The following is a 23,653-nucleotide window of genomic DNA, read 5'->3' as shown; positions in this document are numbered from 1 at the left end:
TCAAGGTCACAGTTTCTTGCAAGGATAAGCGGTCATGGCATTCGCGCGTTGGGTCTGGGCATTGCTGGTGGGGATCAAGGACGCACTGGTCCTGCTCTTCATGATCCTGTTCTTCGCGCTGCTCTATGCGGGGCTCAAGGGCCAGCCCGATCCGGTGCACGCGGGCGTGCTCCACGTCGATCTCGACGGGGTGGTGGTCGAGGAGCCGGCCAGCGAAGACCTTGCCATGGCGCTCGGCGCGGGCAGCGGCGTGCGCCAGTGGGCACGCCGCGACGTGGTGATGGCGCTCGAGGCGGCCGCGAAGGATTCGAGGGTCGAGGCGGTGGCGCTCGACCTCGACGGGTTCGTCGGCGGCGGGCAGACCGCGCTGGGCGATATCGGCGAGGCGATCGAGCGGGTGAAGAAAGCGGGCAAGCCCGTGCTCGCCTACGCGACCGGCTATTCGGACGACCAGTACCAGCTGGCCGCGCATGCCGACGAGATCTGGCTCAACCCGATGGGGATCGTCGCTTTCGCGGGTCCGGGCGGCAACAATCTCTACTTCGCCGAGGTGATGGAGAAGCTCGGCATCACCGCGAACATCTACCGGGCGGGCGGCAACGACTATAAGAGCGCGGTCGAGCCCTATACGCGCTCGGACATGAGCCCCGAGGCGCGCGAGAATGCGCGGGCGCTGGCCGGCGCATTGCTCGAGACGTGGGAAGAGGAAGTCGCCAAGGCGCGGCCCAAGGCCAAACTGCGTCCCTACCTGAGCGATCCGGTTGCAGCGCTTAAGTCAAGCGATGGCGACCTTTCGAAGGCGGCGGTGGCCAACGGGCTGGTCGACACGGTCGCGCCGCGCCGCGCCTGGCACGAGAAGCTGGCCGAACTGGGCGGCAAGGACGAGCGCGCGGTGGGCGGCTACAAGAGGATCGCGCTCGAGGATTATGTCGCCGCCAAGGTCGACGACGACGCGGCGGGCCACATCGGGCTGGTGACCGTAGCGGGCACCATTGTCGACGGGCACGGGCCGCGCGGCACCGCGGCGGGCGCCAGCATCGCGCAGGCGATCGACGAGGCGGTCGCGGCGGGCTGGATGAAGGCGCTTGTAGTGCGGATCGACAGCCCGGGCGGCTCGGCGCTGGCCTCGGAGCAGATCCGCCAGTCGCTGGCCGCGGCGCGCGAGGCGGGCATCCCGGTGGTCGCCTCGATGGGCAACGTCGCGGCCTCGGGCGGCTACTGGGTCGCGACGGGGGCGGACGCGGTCTATGCCGAGCCTTCGACCGTGACCGGCTCGATCGGCGTGTTCGGCATCTTCCCGAGCTTCGAGCGGGCGATGGAGAAGATCGGGGTCGGCATCGACGGGGTGAAGACGACGCCGCTGTCGGGCGAACCCGACTTGCTGGGCGGGCCGTCGGAGGACGCGAACACGCTGATCCAGGCGGGGGTCGACCAGACCTATCGCCGCTTCCTCGCGCTGACCGCCGAGGCGCGCGACATGGAGGTGGCGCGCGTCCACCAGCTGGCGGGCGGGCGCGTGTGGGACGGCGGCAGTGCACGCCAGCTGGGGCTGGTCGACGGGTTCGGCGGGCTCGACGAAGCGGTTGCCAAGGCGGCCGAGCTGGCCGAGCTGGACGATCCCGGCGTGCGCTGGATCGAGCGCGAGAAGAGCTTTTCGGAGCAGCTCGCCGACCTGCTGCGCGGCGATGCGAGAGGCGGGGCGCCCGACGCCTACGCCTTCCTCAAGCGCGGGCCCGATCCCGTAGCGGCGGCGATGGCGGCAGCGCGCGAGCTGATGGCGGGACCGGTCGTGCAGGCGCGCTGCCTCGCCTGCCCGGTGGAGACCATCGCGCCGCGGCCGGCGCCCGCATCGTGGTGGGCGCGGCTGCTGGGCTAGCGCTTCCGGCCGGTCGAGAGCGGGAGCAGCACGAGCGCCACGAGCACGGTGATGAGCGAGAAGGCGGCAAACGTGACGAGCCACGGATTGTGGCTGTCCTCGCGTGTCTGGAGATCCATGATGTGGAGCCCCCAGAAGAAGTCGTAGATCCGCCACCAGCGGGTGCGGACGGCCTCGATCTCGCCGCTGTCGCGCCCGACATAGACATGCGTGCCGTCGGCCAGTGCCAGCTGCCAGGCGGCGCCGGGGCGGCGGAAGTCGAGCGGGGCCTTGCCGTCGGGAAACAGGCGGGCGGAGGTCACCGATGCGCCGCCGCGAATTCCCTTGGCGACGATGCGGCGCGCCTCCGCCTCGTCGACCGGATCGAGCGGGGCGCCCGTGGCGGCATCGTAGCGCTCGAGAGTGCCGTCGGCGCGCGCGAGCGTGGTGACCGCGCGGCCCCACTGCATCGCGGTCACGCGGCGGCGTTCGGGGGACGCTGGCGCGAGCGGGATGGCGAGCGCGGCCGGGTTGCCCGCGGGAAGCGCCTGCGGCTGTTCGATGCGCAGATGCTCGCCGCGCACCTCCTCGATGGGCTTGAGCACCATCGCAAGGCCTGACAGGGTCCACAGCAGCAGCGGGACCCCGACCAGCCAGCCGAGCCAGAGATGCCAGCGGCGCAGCGTCTTGCGCATGGCCATCGACCTAGATGTGGATCGGCTTGCCCTGCACCGCCATCGCGGCTTCCTTGATCGCCTCCGAGTGGGTCGGGTGGGCGTGGCAGGTGTAGGCGATGTCTTCGCTCGTCGCGCCGAATTCCATCGCCTGGGCGGCCTGTGCGATCATCGTACCGGCGGGGACCGCGATGCACCAGACGCCGAGAACACGGTCGGACTTGGCGTCCGAGATGACCTTCACGAAGCCGTCGGGCTCGTGGTTGGTCTTGGCGCGGCTGTTGCCCAGCATCGGGAACTTGCCGACCTTGATCTCGCCGTACTGCTCCTTGGCCTCCTCGGTGGTGAGGCCGACGCCCGCGATCTCGGGCCAGGTGTAAACCACGCCCGGGATGATCGCGTGGTTCACGATTCCGGTGAGGCCGGCGATATTCTCGGCCACCGCGATGCCCTCGTCCTCGGCCTTGTGGGCGAGCATCGGGCCGGGCACGACGTCGCCGATCGCCCAGACGCCGTCGACAGCGGTGCGGAAGTCGTGATCGGTCTCGATCTGGCCGCGCTTGTTGGTTTCCAGCCCGATATTCTCGAGGCCGAGCCCGTCCGTGTTGGGCTTGCGGCCGATCGAGACGAGCACGCAGTCGGCTTCGAGCGTCTCGGCGTCTCCGCCCTTGGCGGGTTCCATGGTGAGGGTCGCCTTGTCGCCGTTGACGGTGACGCCGGTGACCTTGGTGCCGAGCTTGAACTCGAAGCCCTGCTTCTTGAAGATCTTGCGCGCTTCCTTGCGGATGTCGCCGTCCATGCCGGGGAGGATCTCGTCGAGATATTCGACGCAGGTCACCTTCGCGCCGAGGCGGCGCCACACGCTGCCCAGCTCCAGCCCGATCACGCCGCCGCCGATGACGACCATGTGCTCGGGCACCTTGGGCAGTTCGAGCGCGCCGGTCGAAGAGACGACCACCTTTTCATCGATCTGGACGCCCGGGAGCGGGGTCACCGAGGAGCCGGTGGCGATGACGATATTCTTGGCGGTGACGGTGTCGCCGCCGACCACGACGCTGTGCGCGTCCTTGAAGGTAGCGAGGCCCTTGAGCCAGGTGACCTTGTTCTTCTTGAACAGGAACTCGATGCCCCCGGTGAGCTGCTTGACCGCGTCGCGGCGCTGCGCGTGCATCTGGTCGAGGTTGAGCCTGGGTTCGACCTCGACGCCCATGTGCGCCATCGCACCGTTCTTGGCGGCGTCGTAATATTCGGACGCGTGGAGCATCGCCTTGGAGGGAATGCAGCCGACGTTGAGGCAGGTCCCGCCGAGCGTCTCGCGGCTTTCCGCGCAGGCGGTCTTGAGACCCAGCTGCGCGGCGCGGATCGCGGCCACGTAGCCGCCCGGCCCTGCACCGATCACGAGGACGTCATAGTCGAAGTCGGCCATTTGAAATTCGCTCCACATTTCAGAATCGCGGGGGTTCGCGCCGCGCCTTAGCGAACCTCTCGCCAAGGCGCAAAGGTAACCGCCCGTTTACCGCGTTGAGATAGGGAGATGAGCACGATGAACATGCATGCAACCGTGACCGAGCGCGACGCGCACCGGCGCGACCCCTTCCGGTCGGTCCAGTACATGCGCGCGCTGGCTGCGATCGCGGTCGCGATCGGCCATGCCGCCGAGCCGTCGTGGAAATATCTCCTTTATTCGGGCGTCGACCTGTTCTTCGTCATCTCGGGCTTCGTGATGGTCATCTCGAGCGCGCACCGCGCACCGCTCGACTTCCTCAAGAAGCGCGTCTTCCGAGTCATGCCGATGTGGTGGGTGGTGCTGACGGTCGCCTTCGCGCTCGGCATCACGCACAACGAGCAATTCTGGAAGTCGGCCTTCCTCGTCCCGACCTTCTTCATGAACGGGCATATCAGCGGGGTCGCCTGGCTGGTCGGCTGGACGCTGGTGCTCGAGGCAGTCTTCTATTCCTATTTCGCGCTGGCGCTGGCGTTCAGGCGCGCCTGGCTGGTTTTCGCGATCATCCCGGCCGCGGTGCTGTTCAACGGCATGGCCGGCCATTCGCCGGTGCTCAACGCGCTCACGCACCCGATGCTCTACGAATTCCTCTACGGCGCGGCGGTCGCCTACGCGGTCAAAAGCGGACGCACCCTGCCCGGCTTCCTGCGCGTCGCGGGCATCGCGCTGCTCGCCATCGGACATAATCTGGAAGGCACGCGGTCGCTCGTCATCGGGCTACCCGTCGCCTTGTTCTTCGCCGGCGCGGTGCAGGTGAAGCTGCCGCACTGGCGCGTGCCGCACTTCCTCGGCGATGCGAGCTATTCGATCTACCTGTTCCACTGCGTCGCGCTCGAAATCGCCTGGTGGTACATCCCCGAGGCCAGCTGGTGGCCGCTGACCGCAATCGCGGGCATCGGGCTGGGCTGCCTTGCCTACTGGCTGGTCGAACGGCGCATCCTCGCCATCACCAACCCCAAGCACGTCACGCAGCAGCGCGCCGCCCCGGCCGAGATCGAGGCCGCGCGCGAAGCCGCGACGGTCTGATTTTCCAGCCTTAAAGGTCGATCAGGAGGCGCATCGGGTCCTCGAGCGCTTCCTTGACGCGCACGAGGAAGGTGACCGCTTCGCGGCCATCGATCAGGCGGTGATCGTAGCTGAGCGCCAGATACATCATCGGGCGGATGACGACCTGGCCATCGATCGCGACCGGACGCTCCTCGATGCGGTGCATACCGAGCACCGCCGACTGGGGCGGGTTGATGATCGGGGTCGACAGCAGCGAGCCGAAGATGCCGCCGTTCGAGATGGTGAACGTGCCGCCTTGCATGTCTTCCATCGACAGCGTGCCTTCCTTGGCGCGCTTGCCGAAGTCGGCGATGGTCAGTTCGATCTCGGCAAAGCTCATCGCGTCGGCCGAGCGGATCACGGGGACGACGAGGCCCTTGGGCGCGCTGACCGCGACCGAGACGTCGAGATAGTCGTGATAGACGATCTCGTCGCCCTCGATGCGCGCGTTGACCGCGGGCACGTCCTTGGCCGCGAGCGCGCAGGCCTTCACGAAGAAGCTCATGAAGCCGAGGCGGATGCCGTGCTTCTTGGCGAACACGTCCTTGTACTTGGCGCGCGCCTCCATCACCGCCGTCATGTCGACGTCGTTGAAGGTGGTCAGCAGCGCCGCCGTGTTCTGCGCGTCCTTCAGCCGCTTGGCGATTGTCTGGCGCATGCGGCTCATCTTGACCCGCTCTTCGCGGCGCTCGCCAGTGGTCGCCACCTTGGCAGCGGGTTTCGCGGGCGCGGGCGCAGGCGACGGGGCCGGCGTGGGCGCCGACTTGAGCGTCGGGGACGCATCCTTGTTAGCGGCCGCGGCGATCACGTCGTCCTTGGTGATGCGACCATCCTTTCCGGTGCCGGTGATCTTCGACGGGTCGACGCCATGTTCGAGTACCGCGCGGCGCACGGCCGGCGAGAGCGTGACGGGGTCGGACGCGTCGCTGACCCCTTCGGCAGCGGGCGAGGCGTCGGTCGCGGGCTGGGGCGCGGTGTCGGGCGTCGCAGCAGGTGCTGGCGCAGGCGCGTCGCCAGCCTCGCCGATTTTGGCGATGACCGCGCCGACTTCGACCGTGTCGCCCTCGGCAACCAGCTGTTCGGTAAGCACGCCCGCGATCGGCGAAGGCACCTCGACCGAGACCTTGTCGGTCTCGAGGCTCGCGATCGGTTCGTCCTGCGCGACCGTGTCGCCGGGCTTCTTGAGCCATTCGCCAACGGTCGCTTCGGTGATCGACTCGCCCAGCGTGGGGACGGTGACATTCGCCATGGGGTGCTCGTTTCCTTACTTCGTGGTCTGGGGGGCACTATGCCCGAGCGCGTCGGCAATCAAGGCTGCCTGCTGCGCGAGGTGGCGCTTGGCGAGGCCCGTCGCGGGCGAGGCCGAGGCCGCGCGACCCGCATAGGTCGGCCGCTTCGGCGCGACACCCGCTTCGGCAAGGCACTGCTCGATCAGCGGTTCGACGAAGAACCAGTAACCCTGGTTCTTCGGCTCTTCCTGCGCCCAGACGACCTCCTCGAGGTTGGTCATTTCCTTGAGCCGCTTGACCAGCGGTTCGGACGGGAACGGGTAGAGCTGTTCGATCCGCACGATCTGGGTGTGCTCGTCGCCCGCCGCATCGCGTGCCTCCATCAGCTCGTAGGCGACCTTGCCGGTGCACAGGACGAGGCGCTTGGTCTTTTCGGGCGCCGGCGCATTCAGATCCGACTTGATGCGGAAGAAGTGACCTTCGCCGACGAATTCGTCCTTGCTCGAAACCGCCATCTTGTGCCGCAGCAGCGACTTGGGGGTCATGATGATCAGCGGTTTGCGGAAATCGCGCTTCATCTGTCGGCGCAGCACATGGAAATAGTTGGCCGGCGTGGTGATGTTGCACACCTGCATATTGTCTTCCGCGCACAGCTGCAGGAAACGCTCGGGGCGCGCCGAGCTATGCTCCGGCCCCTGCCCCTCGTAGCCGTGGGGGAGCAGCATTACGAGCCCCGACGCGCGCAGCCACTTGGCCTCGCCCGAGCTGATGAACTGGTCGATCATGATCTGCGCGCCGTTTACGAAGTCGCCGAACTGCGCTTCCCACAGGTTGAGCGTCATCGGGTCGGCGATCGAATAGCCATATTCGAAGCCGAGCACGCCATATTCGGACAGCGGGCTGTCGCGGACCTCGAAGCGCGGTCCACCAGTGCGCATTTCGCGCAGCGGGATGAACTTCTCGCCGGTCTGCTGGTCGACCCACACGGCGTGACGCTGCGAGAAGGTGCCGCGCCCCGAATCCTGGCCCGACAGGCGCACCGGGTAGCCGTCGATGACGAGGCTGCCGAATGCGAGCGCCTCGCCCGTCGCCCAGTCGATCCCCTCGCCCGTCTCGAGCGCCTTCTTCTTGGCCTTGAGGATGCGGCCCAGCGTCTTGTGGATCGACAGGTCGTCGGGGACGTGGGTGAGGACCTCGGTCAGCTTGTCATAGCATTCGGGGTCGATCGCGGTGCCGGTGTTGCGGCGGCCGGTGACGTCCTCCTCGGGCGTGCGCAGGTTCGCCCAGCGCCCGCCGAACCAGTCGGCCTCCTTGGGCTCGTAGGCGTTGCCGGCCTCGAACTCCTCGGCCAAATGGTCGAGGAACTGCTGCTCGTGGCTCTTCGCCCAGTCGTCGTCGATCACGCCCTCGTCGCGCAGGCGCTCGGCGTAGATTTCGGAGATCGGGCGGTGCTGGCCGATCGCGTCGTACATGATCGGCTGGGTGAATTTGGGTTCGTCGCCCTCGTTGTGACCGAAGCGGCGGTAGCACCACATGTCGATGACGATGTCGCGCCCGAAGGTCTGGCGATACTCGATCGCGACCTTGCACGCCCATGTCACCGCCTCCGGATCGTCGCCGTTGACGTGGAGGATCGGCGCCTGGATCGATTTGGCGATGTCCGACGGATAGGGCGAGGAGCGCGCGAACTGCGGGCTGGTGGTGAAGCCGATCTGGTTGTTGATGACGAAGTGGATCGTGCCGCCGGTGGCGTAGCCTTGCAGTCCGCTCATCATCAGGCATTCGGCGACGATGCCCTGGCCCGCGAAGGCGGCATCGCCGTGGAGCAGGATGGGGAGCACGGTCTTGCCGTGCTTGTCGCCGCGAATGGTCATGATCGCGCGGCACTTGCCCAGCACGACCGGGTCGACCGCCTCGAGGTGCGAGGGGTTGGGGACGAGGGAAAGGTGTACCTTGTTGCCGTCGAACTCACGGTCCGAAGAGGTGCCGAGGTGGTATTTCACGTCGCCCGAGCCGCCGACATCTTCGGGGTTGGACGCGCCGCCCGCGAACTCGTGGAAGATCGCGCGGTAGGGCTTGCGCATGACGTTGGCGAGGACGTTCAATCGTCCGCGGTGCGCCATGCCGAAGGTCATCTCGGTGACGCCCATCTGGCCGGCATATTTGATCACCGCTTCCAAGGCGGGAATCATCGATTCACCACCGTCGAGGCCGAAGCGCTTGGTTCCGACATATTTGCGGGCGAGGAATTTCTCCCACTGCTCGCCCTCGATCACCTTGGCGAGAATGGCCTGCTTGCCCTCGGGGGTGAAGTGGATCTCGGCGTCCTTGCCCTCGACGCGCTGCTGCAGGAAGCGGCGCTCCTCGAGGTCGTTGATGTGCATGTATTCCACGCCCACCGTGCCGCAATAATTGGCCTGGAGGACGCCGACGACCTGCGCGATCGTGGCCTTCTGGAAGCCGAGCACCCCGCCCAGCCAGACCTGCTGCGAGAGGTCGGTGAAGCCGTGATATTCGGGCGTCAGCTCGCGCGGAAACTCGTGGTGCGCGATGCCGAGCGGGTCGAGCCGCGCGGCGAGGTGACCGCGCACGCGATAGGTGCGGATCAGCATCATCGCGCGGATCGAGGCGTCGGCGGCCTTGTGGACCTCGGCCTCGCTGACGCCGCTCGCGGCGACCGCGGTCTTCACCGCCTCGGTGACCTTCTCGATCGTCGCCTCGGTCGGATCGAGCCCGAGATTGGCCTCGTCGAGCTCGGCGATCGGCCAGTTGTCGCGGGCCCAGCTCGGGCCCTGTTCGCGTTCCACGCTGATGGCGTCCATGTGTGCCTTGTCCTGCCTCTTGAGAGGGCAATGAAGAGCGAGGTGGGAGTGTTCCCTAGCCGTTCAAGAGCGCCTTCAACGTCGTGCCGAGTTCCGAGGGGCTCGGCGAGACGCGGATGCCGGCGGCTTCCATCGCCGCGATCTTGTCGTCGGCGCCGCCCTGGCCGCCCGAGACGATCGCGCCGGCATGGCCCATGCGGCGGCCCGGAGGCGCGGTGCGGCCCGCGATGAAGCCGACGGTCGGCTTGGAGCGGCCCCTCTTGGCTTCGTCGGCGAGGAACTGCGCGGCTTCTTCCTCGGCGCTGCCGCCGATTTCGCCGATCATGATGATGGATTCGGTCGCATCGTCGGCGAGGAAGAGTTCGAGCACGTCTATGAAGTTGGTGCCGTTGACGGGATCGCCGCCAATGCCGACCGCAGTCGTCTGACCGAGACCCTCGTTGGTGGTCTGGAACACCGCTTCGTAGGTCAGAGTGCCCGAGCGCGAGACGACACCCACGCTACCCTTGGAGAAGATGTTGCCCGGCATGATGCCGATCTTGCACTCGCCCGGCGTCAAGACGCCCGGGCAGTTCGGGCCGATGAGGCGCGATTTCGAACCCGTCAGCGCGCGCTTGACCTTGACCATGTCGAGGACCGGGATGCCTTCGGTGATCGCGACAATCAGCGGAATTTCCGCATCGATCGCCTCGAGGATCGAGTCCGCCGCAAAGGGGGGCGGGACGTAGATGACGCTCGCGTCGGCGCCGGTCTTCTCGCGCGCCTCGCGGACGGTGTCGAAAACCGGGAGGCCAAGGTGGGTCATGCCGCCCTTGCCCGGGGTGACGCCCGCGACCATCTGCGTGCCGTAATCCATCGCCTGCTGCGTGTGGAAGGTGCCGGTGTCGCCGGTCATCCCCTGGGTGATGACCTTGGTGTTCTTGTCGACGAGAATGCTCATGTGTCGGTGTCCTTAGGCGAGGGTTTCGTCGAGCTGCTTGCAGGCGACCAGCAGTTCCTCAACCGCGTCGGTCGAGACCTTGAGATTGGCCGCCTCTTCTTCCGAGAGCTCGATCTCGACCACGTCCTCGATGCCGTCGGCACCGATCACCGCGGGAACGCCCACATACAGGCCGTCGAGGCCGTACTTGCCCTCGACATAGGCCGCGACTGGGAGGATGCGCTTCTGGTCGCCCAGATAGGCTTCGGCCATCGAAATGGCGCTGGTCGCCGGAGCGTAATAGGCCGAACCGGTCTTGAGCAGGCCGACGATCTCGCCGCCGCCGCCGCGGGTGCGCTTGACGATCTCGTCGAGGCGGCCCTCGTCGACACCCTTGATCTTGGCCATGTCGGCGACCGGGATACCGTTGACGGTCGAATAGGAAAGCACCGGCACCATCGTGTCACCGTGACCGCCGAGCACGAACGCGTTCACGTCCTTGACCGAGACGTCGAATTCCCACGCGAGGAAGGTGGCGAAGCGCGCGCTGTCGAGGACGCCGGCCATGCCGACGACCTTGTTGTGCGGGAGCCCCGAGAACTCGCGCAGCGCCCACACCATCGCGTCGAGCGGATTGGTGATGCAGATGACGAACGCGTCGGGCGCGTAGGTCTTGATGCCCTCGCCCACGGCCTTCATGACCTTGAGGTTGATGCCGAGGAGGTCGTCGCGGCTCATGCCGGGCTTGCGCGGCACGCCCGCAGTGACGATCACCACGTCGGCGCCGGCAATGTCGGCATAGTCGTTGGTGCCGGTGATCTTCGCGTCGAAGCCTTCCACGGGGCCGCACTGCGACAGATCGAGCGCCTTGCCCTGCGGCAGGCCTTCGGCGATGTCGAACAGGACGACGTCGCCCATTTCCTTCTTGGCAGCGAGATGGGCGAGCGTGCCGCCGATCATGCCGGATCCGATGAGGGCGATCTTCTTGCGAGCCATTAAAGGTCCTTCCGTGGGGTAGAATCGGGCCGGTCCGCGCGCGCGAACCGTCTTCGCCCGCGCACCTAGCCAAGGGGGCGCGCGGGGGCAACCGCCAAGAGGGGATTTTAGCCTAGTCGGCGCGCTCGAGCACGAAGGGGACCTGGCTGACACCGTCCTTGCCGCGCATCGTCACCGTCGCGACCATCCGCCCGAGCGGATCGCCCACGATCGAGAGACCCTTGAAGCGCAAGATGCCTTCCTCGACCCGGTCGGCCTTGAAAGTGACCCACTCGCCCTTGTCCTCCCAAGCGGTGAAATCGGCGTTGAAATGCTTGACCAGCATCTCGAGCCCGCCCTGTGCGTCGTGACGCATCAGCATGAGTTCGTAGAATTGGGGGACGCCCGCCTTCGAATAGGTGAAATGGCCGACCATCTGCCCGCCGCGCGCCGGCGACCACATCTCCTCCACCTCGCCGCCCATGCCGTAGCCGACCCAGCGTCCGACCATCCACGACGCCTCGGCAAGCGCCGGGGAAGCCTCGTTGACCGGGGTCGCGACAGCCGCCTCGTCCTGCAGCGGTACGGCGCCCGCCATCGCGCCAGCCAAGAGAATGGTCGATAACATGTGTCTCTCCCTCCTGATCCCCGACGCATAGCAGGCAAATGGCACCCGGTTAACGATAAAACGGTCTGATCTGCCGCTGAACCGTGCCGCCAAAATGGCGGATGAACGCGTTTTTCAGGCAGGATTCAGCGGGTGATGTTTAAAAGGATGGCCATGACCAACAAGCTTTTCATGCTCGGCCTCGGGGCCGTCGCCTTTGCCGCCACGCCCGCGCTTGCGGGGCCGCCTCCTCATGCCCAGGGCAAGGGGAAGGCCAAGCATCACCAGCAGGTCGCGCCTCTGGGCGCGCAGGGTTATGGCGCGGGCCACTGTCCCAAGGGACTCGCCAAGAAGAACCCGCAGTGCATGCCACCGGGCCAGTACAAGAAACAGTACGAGGTCGGCTATCGCTTCCCCTCGGGCTACAGCCAGTGGACGCCGTACGACCGCATTCCGTACGATCTCAGGCGCCAGTACGGGCTCGATCCCTACCAGCGCTACATCTACGACCAGAACTACATCTACCGCGTCGACCCGACGACGATGATCGTCTCGGAAGTACTGCGCGCCATTCTCTGATCGCCAGTCGCGTAACGGGGGCCCGTGCAACCGCCCCCGCCGGCCGTCCCGCGGGCGTCAATCCGCGGGGCGGCTTTTTTCGTCCGCGAGCCCGTGGCCTTCCTCGAGATAGTCGAGCGCCTGCATCTCCTCGAGACGGCTGACCGTGCGTTCGAATTCGAAGCTGCCGTCCCCTTTCTCGTACAGATTTTCGGGCTCGGCATCGGCGGCGGCGAGCAATTTGACGCGATGCTCGTAGAGCGCGTCGATCAGCGAGACGAAGCGCGCGGCCTCGTTGCGCATGTCGGGACCCATCACGGGGATGCCGACGAGGATCACGGTGTGGAAGCTCCGCGCGATGGCGAGATAGTCGGGCGCGCCGCGCGCCTCGCCGCACAGGCGCTTGAAGCTGAACACGGCGACACCCTTCAATGCCTTGGGGACGTGGAGGGTGCGGCCCTGCCCGACGTCCAGTTCCATCGAAGGCACGGCCTCGCGCTCGACCTCGTAGTCGGTCAGGCGGAAGAAGGCTTCGCTCAACGCCGCCGTCGCCTGCTGGCCGTTGGGGACGTGCCACAGGTCGAGGCCCTTCATGCGGTCGAGGCGATAGTCGATCGCGCCGTTGAGGGCGACCACCTGCATCTGCGCCTCGATCAGGCGGATGAAGGGCATGAACAGCTCGCGGTTGAGACCGTCCTTGTAAAGATCGATGGGCGGGCGGTTCGACGTGGTGACGACGCCGACGCCCGCCTCGACCAGGGCGGTGAACAGGCGGCTCATGATCATCGCGTCGGCGGCGTTGGTGACCATCATCTCGTCGAAGGCGAGAAAGCGGGCTTCCTCGGCGATGGCATGGGCGACCTTGAGGAGCGGCTCCTCGGCGCCCGCGTCGCGTTCGACCTTCAGGCGCTGGTGGACGTCGATCATGAAGGCGTGGAAGTGGGCGCGGCGCTTGGGGGTGACCTCGATCGCCTCGAAGGCGAGGTCCATCAGCATCGACTTGCCGCGCCCTACCTCGCCCCACATGTAGACGCCGCACGGCGCGGGCGTCTCGCGGCCGAACAGGCGCGAGAGGAAGCCGCCGCGGGTCCGCCCGAGGTCGGCGGCGAAACGGTCGAGCGCGGCGACCGCGCGGGCCTGGTCGGGATCGCGCTGGAGTTCGCCTGCCTCGACCAGTGCCGCGTAGGCCTGGCCGACGGGGCCCGGATCAGCCGCGGTCGTCATCGCCGCGGGGTTCTCGCACCTTCTTGAGGGTGCCGGTGAAGCTGTGGGTGGCCTTGCCGTCCTGCTCGCAGTGGCCCGACAGGTGGACCATCCCGCCCGGCGTCACGCCGACCAGGCGAACGAAGGCGTCGAGCGGCGTGCCGACGCGGGTGCGCGCGATGAAGTGGGTCGAGCAGTCGAGCGTGACATAATGCCCCTCGGGCATCGAACAGCAGCGCCCGCCCGCGAACAGCGCGAGATCGATGAAGCTCATCACCGCGCCGCCGTACATCGACCCGCCCATGTTAAGCATGGTCTCGTCGGGGAACATGCGGACCTGCGCGTGGCCCACTTCGTGGAGCGGGCGGAAGATGAGGCGACCGGTGCGCGAGGCGAACGAGCCGGGACGGAAGTCGCTCCAGTGCCACCAGCCCGGATTCTCGGGGTCGGGAGTGGCGCTTTTCGGCGCACGAGCGGCGATGTCCGCCTTGTTTTTGTCAATATCGGTGGTCATGTGGACACTCGCCTTAGGTGATCGGATTGCCGGCTGGCAATGCGCCTTGGGGCGGTGCCCCTCGGGGCGTGGCGATTGGGGCAACGGGGCGAACGACGTGCGCATCGGGTTTCTCTACAATCACGACCAGCCGCACCAGGTCGCCCATTCGCTGCCGATCGCGCTCGAACTGATCCGGCGCGGCGGACACGAGGTCGAACTCGCTTATTCCAATACGCGCATCCGCCAGGAGATCGACCGCATCGCCGGCCTGTTCGGGATGAGGGTCGCGGCCGAGCGCCTGAAGGGCCCCGAGCGGTTTCGGGGTCTCGTGCGGCTGGCAGACCGGTTCTGGCCCTCGCGGCGGCTGGCGGCGCTGTCGCACAATCTCGACTGGTTCGAGAAACTCGACGTGCTGGTGGTCACCGAGCGCACCTCGCTCGCGCTCAGGCGCAGGTTCGGGCTCGATCGGCTTAAGATGGTGCATGCGCGCCACGGGGCGGGCGACCGCGCGATCGGTTTCTCGCCCGACAGCCAGCAATTCGACCTGTCGCTGCTCGCAGGGCCCAAGATCCACGAGCGCTATGTCGCCGCCGGAGTGCCCGAGGAGCGGATGGTGATGACCGGCTATGTCAAGTTCGACCTGCCCGACCCGCCGCGCCCGATGTTCGATTTCGAGGACCCGGACAAGCCCGTCATCCTCTACAATCCGCACCCCTCGCCGCTCCTGTCGAGCTGGTACCGGATGGGCGAGGAGATCGTCGAGCGGATCGCCGAGGACGGTCGCTACAACCTCGTCTTCGCGCCGCACGCGATGCTGTTCCAGCGGCCGGTGCAGGCGAGCCTCGAGCGGTTCACGCTGGCGCGCGCGAGGCGCCCGCGCGCAAGCCTGTTCCACGCGCCTAACGTCCACGTCGATTTCGGCAGCCCGGCGGTGTTCGACATGAGCTACACCACCCATGCCGACATCTATCTCGGCGACGTGTCGAGCCAGATCTACGAGTTCCTCAAGGTGCCGCGCCCCGCGCTATTCGCCGATGCGCACAAGGTCGGGCGCGGCGACAGCGAGGACTACGACCATTGGCGCGCGGGGCCGCTGGTGACGCCGGGCGAGGACATCGTCGCGGCGATCGACGGGTCAGTGGCGAGCCACGCGGACTATCGCCCCGCGCAGGAGCGCCTGTTCGCGCGCACGTTCCATTCGAACGGGATCAGCGCTTCTGCGCGGGCGGCCGACGCGATCCTCGAGCGGTTCGGGTGAGCGCCGCGCTCCAGCGGGTGGGGAAGAATTTCTCGCTGATCCTGTCGGGCAAGACGGTCGGCGCGCTGTTGAGCCTCGCCTACCTCGCCATTGCCGCGCGCGTTCTGGGTCCGCGCGACTTCGGGGTGCTCGCGCTGATGCACGCGGCGATCATGTTCATCGGCGGGATCGTCGCCTTTTCGGGCTGGCAAACGCTGGTGCGTTTCGGTCAGGCCCCGCTTCGCGAGGACGATCGCGAGGGCCTCGCCTCGGTGATCCGGCTGACCGCCCTGATCGAGGCGGCGATGGCGCTCGTCGCGATCCTCGCCGCGGCGATCGCCTTGCCGATCGCGGCGCGCGAAGGCGGCTGGGGGCCCGTCGCAGAGCAGTATGCGCCCTTCTATGCGCTCGCCATCCTCGCCACCGCGCGCCAGACGCCGTTCGGCCTGCTTCAGCTGTTTCGCCGCTTCGACTGGCTCGGCGCGCATGCCGCGGTGATGCCGCTGGTGCGCTTTCTCGGCACGCTCGCCGTGGTCGCGACGGGCGGCGGGCTCGGCGCCTTCATCCTCGTGTGGATGGCGGCGGCGGCGGCCGAAGGATTGAGCCTGTGGGCGATGGCGGGCATCGCGATGGCGCGCCGGTCGATCGCCTGGCCGACGCCGCGCCGGGTCAGCGAGGCGCTGCGCCTCTTCCCCGGGATCGGGCGCTACGCCTTCGTGTCGAATGCCGATTACACGCTGGTCAACATCACCCCGCTGGCCATCCCGCTGCTTGTCGGCGCGGTGCTGGGGCCGACCGCGGCGGGACTGTTCGCACTGGCGACCCGCGCTACCAACGCGCTGCAGCAGCCGGCCCAGCTGGCCGCGCAATCGAGTTTCGAGGTGGTCGCCGACCTCGCCTCGCGCCAGCAATGGGCCGAGCTTAGGGCGATGCTGTGGAAGGGCGGCGCCATCGCGATCGGCGCGGGCGGGATCGTGGCCCTGCTGTTCGTGGCGTCGGGCGAGACGGTGATGGCCGTGTTCGGCGGGCCCGAATTCGCGGCGGCCGGGTCGATCCTCGCGCTCGTCGCGATCGCGCGTGCGCTGGCAATGGCGCAGCCGGGATTGGCGGCGACGCTCGGCGCATTGGGGAGACCGGGCGTGTCGCTCGTCATCTCGGTGTCGGTTGGGCTCGCCGCGCTGGCCGCGATGGTCGCGGGCATGCTCGCCCTCGGCCTCGACGGGGTCGGCTACGCGATGATCGGCCAGTCGCTCGCGGCGACACTGCTCGCAGCCGTCGCCACCGCAAAGGTGATCGGGATCGAGGAACGGCGCGCCTAGGCGGCGCGCTCGGCGATCATCTTCTTGGTTTCGGCGATCGCCTTGGCGGGGTTCAACCCCTTGGGGCACACGTTCGCGCAGTTCATGATCGTGTGGCAGCGATAGAGGCGATACGGGTCCTCGAGCTGGTCCAGACGCTCGCCGGTCGCCTCGTCGCGGCTGTCGGCCAGCCAGCGATAAGCCTGAAGCAGGATCGCGGGGCCGAGGAAGCGGTCGCTATTCCACCAGTAGCTCGGGCACGAGGTCGAGCAGCAGGCGCACAGGATGCATTCGTAGAGGCCGTCCAGCTTGGCGCGGTCCTCGGGCGCCTGGAGCCGCTCCTTGCCCGACGGTTCGGCCGTCTGCGTCTTCATCCACGGCTGGATCGAGGCGTATTGCGCGTAGAAATGGGTGAAGTCGGGAACGAGGTCCTTGACCACTTCCATGTGCGGCAGCGGGGTGATGCGGATGGTGCCCTTGAGATCGTCGATCGCAGTCGTGCAGGCCAGCCCGTTCTTGCCGTCCATGTTCATCGCGCACGACCCGCAAATGCCCTCGCGGCACGAGCGGCGGAAGGTCAGCGTGGGGTCGATCTCGTTCTTGATCTTGATGATCGCGTCGAGGACCATCGGCCCGCATTTGTCGAGGTCGATCGTGTAGGTGTCGTAGCGCGGATTCTCGCCCGTTTCCGGGTCGTAGCGATAGACCTTGAACTTCTTGAGCCGCGTGCCGTCCTGGGCCTTGTAGTCGCGGCCCTGACGGACCTTGCTGTTCTTGGGCAGGGTGAATTCGGCCACGATCGAAGCTTCCTTAACGCTGGAGGTTGCGCCGCCGCTAGCATGGGGCGGGGCGCGATTTCAATCGTGCATGGGGCTTTCGTGCACGAGCAGCTTGAAGACGGCGACGACATCCTCCTTGTCGAGGCCCTCCTCGCAGGCGGCGTCGACATAAGCGAGCGCGCGTTCGAGGAGCGTGTCGGCCATCCCCAGCCGGTGGGCGAGCGCGACCGCGTCGCCGCCGCTGGTGACGACATTGTCCATCTGCGCCTGCGGGCTCCAGTCGCCGGACAGGATCTTGTCGACCTTCACCTTGAGGATCGGGCTCGCCATCTGGCCCGACTTGAGCATCTCGCCGAACACGGCGAGGTCGAGCCCGGCGCGCTTGGCGAAGGCCATCGATTCGACGATGCCGAGCATCAGCGGTACGAGCATGACGTTGGAGGCGAGCTTCATCGCGATGCCGCCGGGCACATCGCCGCAGTCGATCACCTTTGCAGTGAACGGATCGAACAAGGGCAGGACGCGCGCCTTGGCGGCGTGGCTGCCCGCGATCATCGCGACCAGTTCGCCGCGCTCGGCGGGGACGCGGCTTCCAGAGACCGGGGCTTCGACATAGGCGCCGCCCGCCGCCTTGACCGCCACCTCGAGCGCCTCGCTATGGTCGGGGGAGACGGTGGCGAGCTGGACGATGGTGCGGCCCTCGATGTCAAGACCGATCGTGCCATGCTCGTCGCGCTGCAGCACCTCGTCGGCAGCCTGCTCGGTCGACAGGACGAGAAAAATCGTGTCGCAGCTTTCCGCCAGCGCTACCGGATCGAGCGCGACGGTCGCCCCCGCCTCGCCCAGCCGGGCGGCGGGTTCGGGGCTGCGGTTCCACACGACGAGTTCGGGATTGGCAGCAAGGAGGTGCCGGGCGACCGGTTCGCCCAGCGTGCCGAGGCCGATGAGCCCCGGGCGGCTCACAGCGTCTTCACCGCCTCGAGCACTTCGGCGGCATGGCCCTTGACCTTCACCTTGGGCCAGGCAGCCTTCACGAACCCGTCCTCGCCGACGAGGAAGGTCGATCGGATCATGCCCATGAACTCGCGGCCCATGAATTTCTTATTGCCCCAGGTGCCGAACGCGTCCGAAACGCGCCCGTCCTCGTCGGAGACAAGCGGGGTCGACAGGCAGTGCTTGGCAATGAACTTCTCGTGGCGCGCCTCGCTGTCGCGCGAGACGCCGATGACCCGGGCGCCGGCGGCCTCGAACTCGGGAAGGAGGCCCGAGAAATCGATCGATTCGGTGGTGCAGCCGGGGGTCATGTCCTTGGGGTAGAAGAACAGCACCAGCTTGCCGCCCGGCGCGGACAGGTCGAGCGGCTCGCCCCCGATCGGCTCCACCTTCAGGCTCGGCACCTTGTCGCCCACTCCCATCATGTCGTCTCTCCGGTCGATTTCCAGTAGTCCGACACCCTTTGCCGCGCCGCGTCGTGCGCTTCAAGCAGCGCGTCCCAATCGGCGTGGCCGGTCAGCTCCGCCATCAGCGCGCGGGCGGCGCGCGCGGGACGGCGCACGTCGGGCGCGACGAGGCGCATCACGACGAGCATGCGGGTAAGAAGGCGGTGGTCCTCGACGAGGCTCGCAGGCGCCTCGCCCGCCGCGACGAGCAGCTGCACGGCCTTGTCGAGATCGGGGTCGAAATGCTGGCCCAGCATGAGCTGGCGCGTGTGAACCGCGAATTCGAGGTCGACCAGCCCGCCTGGGCCCAGCTTGATATCGAGATCGCCGGTGGGCGGTTTGTGCTGGGCGATCTCGGCGCGCATTTGCCGCGCGGCCTCGAGCGCGGCCACGCGATCGTGCGGGGCGGCGAGGATCGCCTGGAGGTCGTCGAGGAGGCGCTTGCGGCGCTTCTTGGGACCGAAAAGCGGGCGCGCGCGCGCCATCGCCATATGCTCCCACGTCCACGCCTCGCCTTTCTGGTAGGCGAGGAAGGCGTCGATCGGGACGGCGAGTGGGCCGTCCTTGCCCTGCGGACGCAGGCGCGTGTCGACCTCGTAAAGCGGGCCCGAGGCGGTCGGCACGCTGAGCGCGGCGGTGACACGGCTGGCAAGGCGGTTGAAATAGTCGAACGGCCCCAAGGGCTTGCCGCCGCTCGACTGGCCGCTTTCGGGCGCGTCGTAAAGGTAGACGAGGTCGAGGTCGCTGGCGTGGGTCAGCGCTTCGCCGCCGAGCCGTCCGAGGCCGAGGATGACGAGCCCGTCATGATCCTTGAAGCGGCCGTGGACGATCTCGAACTCGCGCACCGTGCGGCGGGCGAGCGCGCGGATCGCGCCCTCGGCGACGGTGGCATAGTCCTTGGCGGCTTCGAGCGGGTCGACCTTCGCATCGACGAGGCGCACGCCGATGCCGAAGCGTTTCTCGTTGATCGAGCGGCGCGCGCGGTCGAGCGCGACGTCGTAGGCGAGCGGGGCCATTTCCTCGCGCAGGCGGCGGGCGAGAGTCTTGGCCTTGGCAGGCGCGTCGAAGGCCGAGCGGTCGACCAGCCCGTCGAGTAGCCCCGGGCGGCGCGCAAGCTGGTCGGCGAGCGCGGGCGCGGTCGAAAGGATGCGGGCGAGCTGGCGCGCGAGGTCGGGGCGCGCGTCGAGCAGGCGGTAGAAATTGATGCCGCTGGGCACATGGTCGACGATGTCGGCGAAGCGGTTGAGTGCGTGACCGGCATCGGGCGCCTCGGCGATCGCACCGAGCATGGTCGGCAGCATCGCCTCGAACGCGTCGCGCGCGGCGGCGGAACGCAGCGAGCGGGCGCGGCCGCTGCGCCATTGCGAGACGAGGCGGACCGCGGTCGAGGGGTCCTCGAAGCCCATGTCGGCAAGGCGCGCGGCGAGGCGCTCCTCGTCGCCGGGGAGGCGGCCGCCCCCCTCGCCCGCGATTGCGTCGAAGCGCTCGCCGGTGGCCTCGACATGGGGGCGCAGCGTCTCGAGCCACACCTTCCCGCTGTCGGCGCCGTCGAGTGCGGCGACGGCTTCGAGCGCCTCGCCTTCGGGGACACAATGGGTCTGGCGGTCGTCGATCATCTGGACGCGGTGTTCGGCGGTGCGCAGTGCGCGGTAGGCGTCGGCGAGGCTGGCGGCGGTGTCGTTGTCGAAATGGCCCGCAAGGCTGAGCGCGCCGATCGCGTCGAGCGTGGCGGGCTGGCGCAGCGCGGGGTCGCGCCCGCCGTGGATCATCTGCTGCGCCTGGACGAAGAATTCGACCTCGCGGATGCCGCCGCGCCCGCGCTTGAGGTCGTAGCCGGGGCCGAAGCGCTGCCCTTCCGAAAAATGATCGCGGACCTGGTTGCCGAGGCTGCGGATTTCCTCGACCACGCCGAAGTCGATCGCGCGACGCCACACGAAGGGCTGGATCGCGTCGAGGAAGCGCTGGCCGAGGACGATGTCGCCACCCGCGGCACGCGCGCGGATGAAAGCGGCGCGCTCCCACCCCATCGCGGCGCTCTCGTAATGGCCGATAGCGGCCTCGACGGGGAGCACGATCGGGGTGACTTCGGGCGCGGGCCTGAGGCGCAGGTCGACGCGCGCGACGTAGCCGTGAGGCGTGCGCTCCTGGAGAAGCGAGACGAAACGGCGGCCGAGGCGCACGGCTTCCTCGGACGCGTCGCGATGGGAGGCGCGCGGCAGGCGCTCCGGGTCGTAGAGGAGGATGAGATCCACATCCGAAGAATAGTTGAGCTCACGGCTGCCCAGCTTGCCAAGTGCCAGCACGGCGAGCCCTTCGAGCGGGGCGCCGGGGTTGCGTTCCTCGATTGCCGCGGCGAGTGCGCGGTCGATGGCGCGGTCGGCAAAGTCGGACAAGGTGCGCGTGACCGCTTCGAGCGGCAATTCGCCCGACAGGTCGCCGAGCGCCACGGCCAATGCGAGCCGTTCGCGCTGGCGGCGGAGCATCACCGCGACGTCCTCGTCGCGTGCTTCGAACACCTCCGCGATGGCCGCGCCTGCACCGGCGGCGAGAAAGATTTCCGCTACGTCATGCTGGCGTTGCCCGGCCGCACGCAGGAAGGGCGAATGCGCGCGTGCCCGTTCAAGGGCGCTCTCTCTGTGCGCGGTTCGGTTCATCGCATCACCCTGCCCGTTCGTCGGCATTTTTCGCAACCTTAGAAGCGACGGATCGTTGTTCGGCCAAATGACTTATGCACCCGCCAGAAAGGCGGGCACGGAAACTGAGATGGACCGCCGTTTGATTCAGGTCGATTTTCCGCCTGCCCATGCCGGAATCGCCGCAGCCCTGCGCCGCGCGTTCGCCGATGCCGCGCGCCCGCGCGTGGCGGAGGATGACGTCGCGCAGGAGTTCGACGACCTGCTCGCGCGTCTCAACTGACGCGCGTCACTTCTCTCCGCTAAGGTCGTCGACCTCTTCCATGATCGCCTGCAACGCCGACTTCTCGGGGTCGGTCTCGTGCTGGCGCCGCGAGGGAAGCGTGTCGCTCTGCAGCAGATTCTCGAGCGCGACGCGCCCGCGCGCGACGCGGCTCTTGATCGTGCCCACCGCGCAGCCGCAGATCTGCGCCGCTTCCTCGTAGGCGAAGCCCCCGGCACCCACCAGGATGAGCGCCTCGCGCTGCGGCTGGGGAAGCTGGAGCAGCGCGCGCTGCATGTCGCCGAGGTCGACATGCTTGTCCTGGTCCGCAGGTGCGGCGAGAATCTTGGCGGCGGTGACGTCGTCCCATTCGCCCTTGAAGCGGGCGCGGCGCATCTGGGACAGGAACAGGTTGCGCAAGATGATGAAGGTCCAGGCGCGCATGTTGGTGCCGGCCTGAAAGCGCTTGCGCGCCGCCCACGCCTTGAGGAGCGTTTCCTGGACGAGATCGTCGGCCGTGTCGCGGTTGCCCGAGAGGGATCGGCCGAAGGCGCGCAGGTGCGGAATGACCTGCGCAAGCTGGTCCTTGAACTCGTCGTCAGGGAGCGGCACCGGGTCGGGCCGGCTCTCTGCCGGTGGTTCGTCCTGATCCTTCATGGCCACGCGGGTCATCCCCCCAAACACAACCGACCGTTCATCGTCGATCCCGCGCCGGTCGGGCACGCCGGGATTCGATACGCTCGTGGAATGTAGGACGCACGGGGCATCGCTACAACCTGCCTGATGGTCCCTCGTTCAGGCGGCCGGAACGGTCGCCGCGTCGAAGAACAGCGCCTGGCTGATCGCCGCCTTCACCGTCGCGCGCTGGAACGGCTTGGTGATGAGGAAGGTCGGCTCTGGTCGCGAGCCGGTCAGCAGGCGCTCCGGGAAGGCCGTGATGAAGATCACCGGCACCTTGAAGTCCTGGAGGATGTCCTTGACCGCGTCGATGCCCGAACTGTCGTCGGCAAGCTGAATGTCGGCGAGCACCAAGCTGGGCGGGTGCGAGCGGGCCTGCGCAACCGCCTCGTCGCGCGTGACCGCGACGCCGGTGACGTTGTGGCCGAGGTCGCGCACGATGGTCTCGATATCCATTGCGATGATCGGTTCGTCCTCGATGATGAGCACGTCGGCTCGGGTCTGCCGCTCGATCTCGCTCATCGCTTCGGAGACGAGGCTCTCGACATTGTCCGGGCTGGTGTCGATCAGGTAGGCCGTGTCCTCGTTGGAGAAGCCTTCGAGGCTGGTCAGCAGCAGCGCCTGGCGCGAGAGCGGCGTGATGCGCGACAGGCGCGCCTGCGCGATGCTTTCGGCCTCGCCGGCGCCGGCGGGATCGACCGTATCTTCGACATGGGCGGTCGACCAGATGGCGTGGAAGGTACGGTAGAGACCGAGCCTGGGATCGACGTCCTTGGGGAACTCGTCGGGATTCTCGACGATCGCCTCGAGCGCGGTGCGAACGAAATTGTCGCCATGGGCCTGACTTCCCGTCAACGCACGCGCGTAGCGGCGCAGGAAAGGAAGATGCGGGGCGAGTTCGTCTCCAAGCGACATAGAATACTCCTGTTCGGCCGTCCGCTCGTTGTGGGAGCGGAACGGCCCCGGTTCAACCCTCAATCGGGCGGGGCTCCGGTGTCGAGTGACAAAATGGAGACAGTCCCGCCCGCTTGCTTTCAGGAGGGGGAACAAAGAAGTCCGCTTTTGGTTTCCCGCCTTGTCCGACGAATGCAACGATAACGTCATTTCGGGCCCACGGCGGCCAATCGTTGACGCGGCAAGGAGTTGGACGGTAGGTGCTACGGGCGCAGCGCACCGGATGGTGATGGTTCGCGCCGTTTTTGGAGTTCTATCGATGGCGCGAGAGCACCCGCGCGAGGGGGACGAGAGGTTGAGTGGTCGCGACAACATGCCACCCGGCAACAACAGTGATGCGTCCCCGTCCGAGGGTGGCCTGGCCAAGCGCGCGAAGGGCGACCATCTCGGTCGTGCCCTCAAGTCGGTCTATGACGACACGCTGCGCGAAGACGTTCCCGACGAATTCAAGGACCTCCTGGGCAAGCTCAAGTAGAGCGGGAGC

22 protein-coding genes are annotated in these 23,653 nt (G+C 67.5%); 7 read left to right on the top strand and 15 right to left on the bottom strand.

Features of this window, described 5'->3' with window-relative positions; translation table 11 throughout:
- Positions 1-34 precede the first annotated feature (34 nt).
- Positions 35-1,876 (top strand): signal peptide peptidase SppA, encoded by a 1,842-nt coding sequence (gene sppA / locus NNY25_RS03985; protein WP_265570056.1) that lies wholly within the window; start codon positions 35-37, stop codon positions 1,874-1,876.
- Here the strand turns inward: sppA and NNY25_RS03980 are convergent.
- Positions 1,873-2,556, bottom strand: coding sequence for a PepSY domain-containing protein (locus NNY25_RS03980; protein ID WP_265570055.1), 684 nt, complete (start codon positions 2,554-2,556; stop codon positions 1,873-1,875). The two genes, sppA and NNY25_RS03980, sit on opposite strands and share 4 nt — an antisense overlap.
- 4 nt (positions 2,557-2,560) lie before the next feature.
- Positions 2,561-3,955, bottom strand: a complete 1,395-nt coding sequence (lpdA, locus tag NNY25_RS03975; protein ID WP_265570054.1) for a dihydrolipoyl dehydrogenase — start codon at positions 3,953-3,955, stop codon at positions 2,561-2,563.
- Between the two features lie 117 nt (positions 3,956-4,072).
- Between lpdA and NNY25_RS03970 the strand changes: the two genes are divergently transcribed.
- On the top strand, positions 4,073-5,059 hold the full coding sequence (locus NNY25_RS03970) for an acyltransferase family protein (RefSeq protein ID WP_265570053.1): 987 nt from the start codon (positions 4,073-4,075) through the stop codon (positions 5,057-5,059).
- Between the two features lie 10 nt (positions 5,060-5,069).
- Here NNY25_RS03970 and odhB read toward each other — a convergent pair whose 3' ends face one another.
- The 5 genes from odhB to NNY25_RS03945 all read right to left on the bottom strand — a co-directional run bounded on the left by odhB (position 5,070) and on the right by NNY25_RS03945 (position 11,653).
- Positions 5,070-6,329 (bottom strand): 2-oxoglutarate dehydrogenase complex dihydrolipoyllysine-residue succinyltransferase, encoded by a 1,260-nt coding sequence (odhB, locus tag NNY25_RS03965; RefSeq protein ID WP_265570052.1) that lies wholly within the window; start codon positions 6,327-6,329, stop codon positions 5,070-5,072.
- Between the two features lie 15 nt (positions 6,330-6,344).
- Positions 6,345-9,131 (bottom strand): 2-oxoglutarate dehydrogenase E1 component, encoded by a 2,787-nt coding sequence (locus NNY25_RS03960; RefSeq protein WP_265570051.1) that lies wholly within the window; start codon positions 9,129-9,131, stop codon positions 6,345-6,347.
- Between the two features lie 55 nt (positions 9,132-9,186).
- Positions 9,187-10,071 carry a succinate--CoA ligase subunit alpha gene (sucD, locus tag NNY25_RS03955; RefSeq protein WP_265570050.1) on the bottom strand — a complete coding sequence of 295 codons (885 nt, stop codon included), beginning with the start codon at positions 10,069-10,071 and terminating at the stop codon, positions 9,187-9,189.
- A 12-nt stretch (positions 10,072-10,083) separates the two neighbouring features.
- Positions 10,084-11,046: a malate dehydrogenase gene (gene mdh / locus NNY25_RS03950; RefSeq protein WP_265570049.1), complete on the bottom strand. Its 963-nt coding sequence runs from the start codon at positions 11,044-11,046 to the stop codon at positions 10,084-10,086.
- Between the two features lie 112 nt (positions 11,047-11,158).
- Positions 11,159-11,653 (bottom strand): DUF6265 family protein, encoded by a 495-nt coding sequence (locus tag NNY25_RS03945; RefSeq protein ID WP_265570048.1) that lies wholly within the window; start codon positions 11,651-11,653, stop codon positions 11,159-11,161.
- A 153-nt stretch (positions 11,654-11,806) separates the two neighbouring features.
- On the opposite strand from NNY25_RS03945, the gene NNY25_RS03940 reads away from it, so the two are divergent.
- Positions 11,807-12,211 (top strand): hypothetical protein, encoded by a 405-nt coding sequence (locus NNY25_RS03940; RefSeq protein WP_265570047.1) that lies wholly within the window; start codon positions 11,807-11,809, stop codon positions 12,209-12,211.
- Between the two features lie 57 nt (positions 12,212-12,268).
- On the opposite strand, the gene zapE is transcribed toward NNY25_RS03940, so the two are convergent.
- Together zapE and NNY25_RS03930 are read right to left on the bottom strand one after the other, a co-directional pair.
- Positions 12,269-13,414 carry a cell division protein ZapE gene (gene zapE, locus NNY25_RS03935; protein ID WP_265570046.1) on the bottom strand — a complete coding sequence of 382 codons (1,146 nt, stop codon included), beginning with the start codon at positions 13,412-13,414 and terminating at the stop codon, positions 12,269-12,271.
- Positions 13,398-13,907: a PaaI family thioesterase gene (locus NNY25_RS03930; protein WP_265570045.1), complete on the bottom strand. Its 510-nt coding sequence runs from the start codon at positions 13,905-13,907 to the stop codon at positions 13,398-13,400. Before NNY25_RS03930 ends, zapE begins: the two co-directional genes overlap by 17 nt.
- A gap of 97 nt (positions 13,908-14,004) precedes the next feature.
- Between NNY25_RS03930 and NNY25_RS11575 the strand changes: the two genes are divergently transcribed.
- Entirely contained in the window at positions 14,005-15,147 is a 1,143-nt protein-coding gene (locus NNY25_RS11575) for a hypothetical protein (protein WP_265570044.1), read from the top strand.
- Positions 15,144-16,445 (top strand): lipopolysaccharide biosynthesis protein, encoded by a 1,302-nt coding sequence (locus tag NNY25_RS03920; protein ID WP_265570043.1) that lies wholly within the window; start codon positions 15,144-15,146, stop codon positions 16,443-16,445. Before NNY25_RS11575 ends, NNY25_RS03920 begins: the two co-directional genes overlap by 4 nt.
- On the opposite strand, the gene NNY25_RS03915 is transcribed toward NNY25_RS03920, so the two are convergent.
- The 4 genes from NNY25_RS03915 to glnE are packed head-to-tail and all read right to left on the bottom strand — an operon-like array spanning position 16,442 to position 21,296.
- Positions 16,442-17,221, bottom strand: coding sequence for a succinate dehydrogenase iron-sulfur subunit (locus NNY25_RS03915; RefSeq protein ID WP_265570042.1), 780 nt, complete (start codon positions 17,219-17,221; stop codon positions 16,442-16,444). The genes NNY25_RS03920 and NNY25_RS03915 overlap by 4 nt on opposite strands.
- 60 nt (positions 17,222-17,281) lie before the next feature.
- Complete coding sequence (locus NNY25_RS03910; RefSeq protein ID WP_265570041.1) at positions 17,282-18,166, bottom strand: NAD(P)-dependent oxidoreductase; 885 nt, start codon at positions 18,164-18,166, stop codon at positions 17,282-17,284.
- On the bottom strand, positions 18,163-18,621 hold the full coding sequence (locus NNY25_RS03905; RefSeq protein ID WP_265570040.1) for a peroxiredoxin: 459 nt from the start codon (positions 18,619-18,621) through the stop codon (positions 18,163-18,165). Before NNY25_RS03905 ends, NNY25_RS03910 begins: the two co-directional genes overlap by 4 nt.
- Complete coding sequence (gene glnE, locus NNY25_RS03900) at positions 18,618-21,296, bottom strand: bifunctional [glutamate--ammonia ligase]-adenylyl-L-tyrosine phosphorylase/[glutamate--ammonia-ligase] adenylyltransferase (RefSeq protein WP_265570039.1); 2,679 nt, start codon at positions 21,294-21,296, stop codon at positions 18,618-18,620. Before glnE ends, NNY25_RS03905 begins: the two co-directional genes overlap by 4 nt.
- A 109-nt stretch (positions 21,297-21,405) precedes the next feature.
- Here glnE and NNY25_RS03895 point away from each other — a divergent pair, with 109 nt between their 5' ends.
- On the top strand, positions 21,406-21,558 hold the full coding sequence (locus NNY25_RS03895) for a hypothetical protein (RefSeq protein WP_265570038.1): 153 nt from the start codon (positions 21,406-21,408) through the stop codon (positions 21,556-21,558).
- 6 nt (positions 21,559-21,564) lie between these two features.
- On the opposite strand, the gene NNY25_RS03890 is transcribed toward NNY25_RS03895, so the two are convergent.
- Both NNY25_RS03890 and NNY25_RS03885 read right to left on the bottom strand, forming a co-directional pair.
- Positions 21,565-22,209 carry a sigma-70 family RNA polymerase sigma factor gene (locus NNY25_RS03890; RefSeq protein ID WP_420854310.1) on the bottom strand — a complete coding sequence of 215 codons (645 nt, stop codon included), beginning with the start codon at positions 22,207-22,209 and terminating at the stop codon, positions 21,565-21,567.
- A 123-nt stretch (positions 22,210-22,332) separates the two neighbouring features.
- Positions 22,333-23,130, bottom strand: coding sequence for a response regulator (locus NNY25_RS03885; RefSeq protein WP_265570037.1), 798 nt, complete (start codon positions 23,128-23,130; stop codon positions 22,333-22,335).
- A gap of 298 nt (positions 23,131-23,428) precedes the next feature.
- Between NNY25_RS03885 and NNY25_RS03880 the strand changes: the two genes are divergently transcribed.
- Positions 23,429-23,644, top strand: coding sequence for a NepR family anti-sigma factor (locus NNY25_RS03880; RefSeq protein WP_265570036.1), 216 nt, complete (start codon positions 23,429-23,431; stop codon positions 23,642-23,644).
- The last annotated feature ends 9 nt before the right edge of the window (positions 23,645-23,653 follow it).

This window comes from Sphingomicrobium nitratireducens, from assembly GCF_026157035.1.
Lineage (GTDB): Bacteria > Pseudomonadota > Alphaproteobacteria > Sphingomonadales > Sphingomonadaceae > Sphingomicrobium > Sphingomicrobium nitratireducens.
The sequence above is the reverse complement of the archived record's forward strand: the minus strand, read 5'-3'. Positions and strand labels throughout refer to the sequence as shown.

Excerpts from the sequence above, each read along its gene's own strand:
- NNY25_RS03890 (WP_420854310.1), bottom strand. The coding sequence starts at position 22,209 with ATGACCCGCGTGGCCATGAAGGATCAGGACGAACCACCGGCAGAGAGC.
- NNY25_RS03880 (WP_265570036.1), top strand. The coding sequence starts at position 23,429 with ATGGCGCGAGAGCACCCGCGCGAGGGGGACGAGAGGTTGAGTGGTCGC.
- NNY25_RS03970 (WP_265570053.1), top strand. The coding sequence starts at position 4,073 with ATGAACATGCATGCAACCGTGACCGAGCGCGACGCGCACCGGCGCGAC.
- NNY25_RS03930 (WP_265570045.1), bottom strand. The coding sequence starts at position 13,907 with ATGACCACCGATATTGACAAAAACAAGGCGGACATCGCCGCTCGTGCG.
- NNY25_RS03960 (WP_265570051.1), bottom strand. The coding sequence starts at position 9,131 with ATGGACGCCATCAGCGTGGAACGCGAACAGGGCCCGAGCTGGGCCCGC.
- NNY25_RS03905 (WP_265570040.1), bottom strand. The coding sequence starts at position 18,621 with ATGATGGGAGTGGGCGACAAGGTGCCGAGCCTGAAGGTGGAGCCGATC.
- NNY25_RS03885 (WP_265570037.1), bottom strand. The coding sequence starts at position 23,130 with ATGTCGCTTGGAGACGAACTCGCCCCGCATCTTCCTTTCCTGCGCCGC.
- NNY25_RS03895 (WP_265570038.1), top strand. The coding sequence starts at position 21,406 with ATGGACCGCCGTTTGATTCAGGTCGATTTTCCGCCTGCCCATGCCGGA.
- glnE (WP_265570039.1), bottom strand. The coding sequence starts at position 21,296 with ATGAACCGAACCGCGCACAGAGAGAGCGCCCTTGAACGGGCACGCGCG.
- NNY25_RS03940 (WP_265570047.1), top strand. The coding sequence starts at position 11,807 with ATGACCAACAAGCTTTTCATGCTCGGCCTCGGGGCCGTCGCCTTTGCC.
- sucD (WP_265570050.1), bottom strand. The coding sequence starts at position 10,071 with ATGAGCATTCTCGTCGACAAGAACACCAAGGTCATCACCCAGGGGATG.
- NNY25_RS03980 (WP_265570055.1), bottom strand. The coding sequence starts at position 2,556 with ATGGCCATGCGCAAGACGCTGCGCCGCTGGCATCTCTGGCTCGGCTGG.
- mdh (WP_265570049.1), bottom strand. The coding sequence starts at position 11,046 with ATGGCTCGCAAGAAGATCGCCCTCATCGGATCCGGCATGATCGGCGGC.
- odhB (WP_265570052.1), bottom strand. The coding sequence starts at position 6,329 with ATGGCGAATGTCACCGTCCCCACGCTGGGCGAGTCGATCACCGAAGCG.
- lpdA (WP_265570054.1), bottom strand. The coding sequence starts at position 3,955 with ATGGCCGACTTCGACTATGACGTCCTCGTGATCGGTGCAGGGCCGGGC.
- NNY25_RS03945 (WP_265570048.1), bottom strand. The coding sequence starts at position 11,653 with ATGTTATCGACCATTCTCTTGGCTGGCGCGATGGCGGGCGCCGTACCG.
- sppA (WP_265570056.1), top strand. The coding sequence starts at position 35 with ATGGCATTCGCGCGTTGGGTCTGGGCATTGCTGGTGGGGATCAAGGAC.
- zapE (WP_265570046.1), bottom strand. The coding sequence starts at position 13,414 with ATGACGACCGCGGCTGATCCGGGCCCCGTCGGCCAGGCCTACGCGGCA.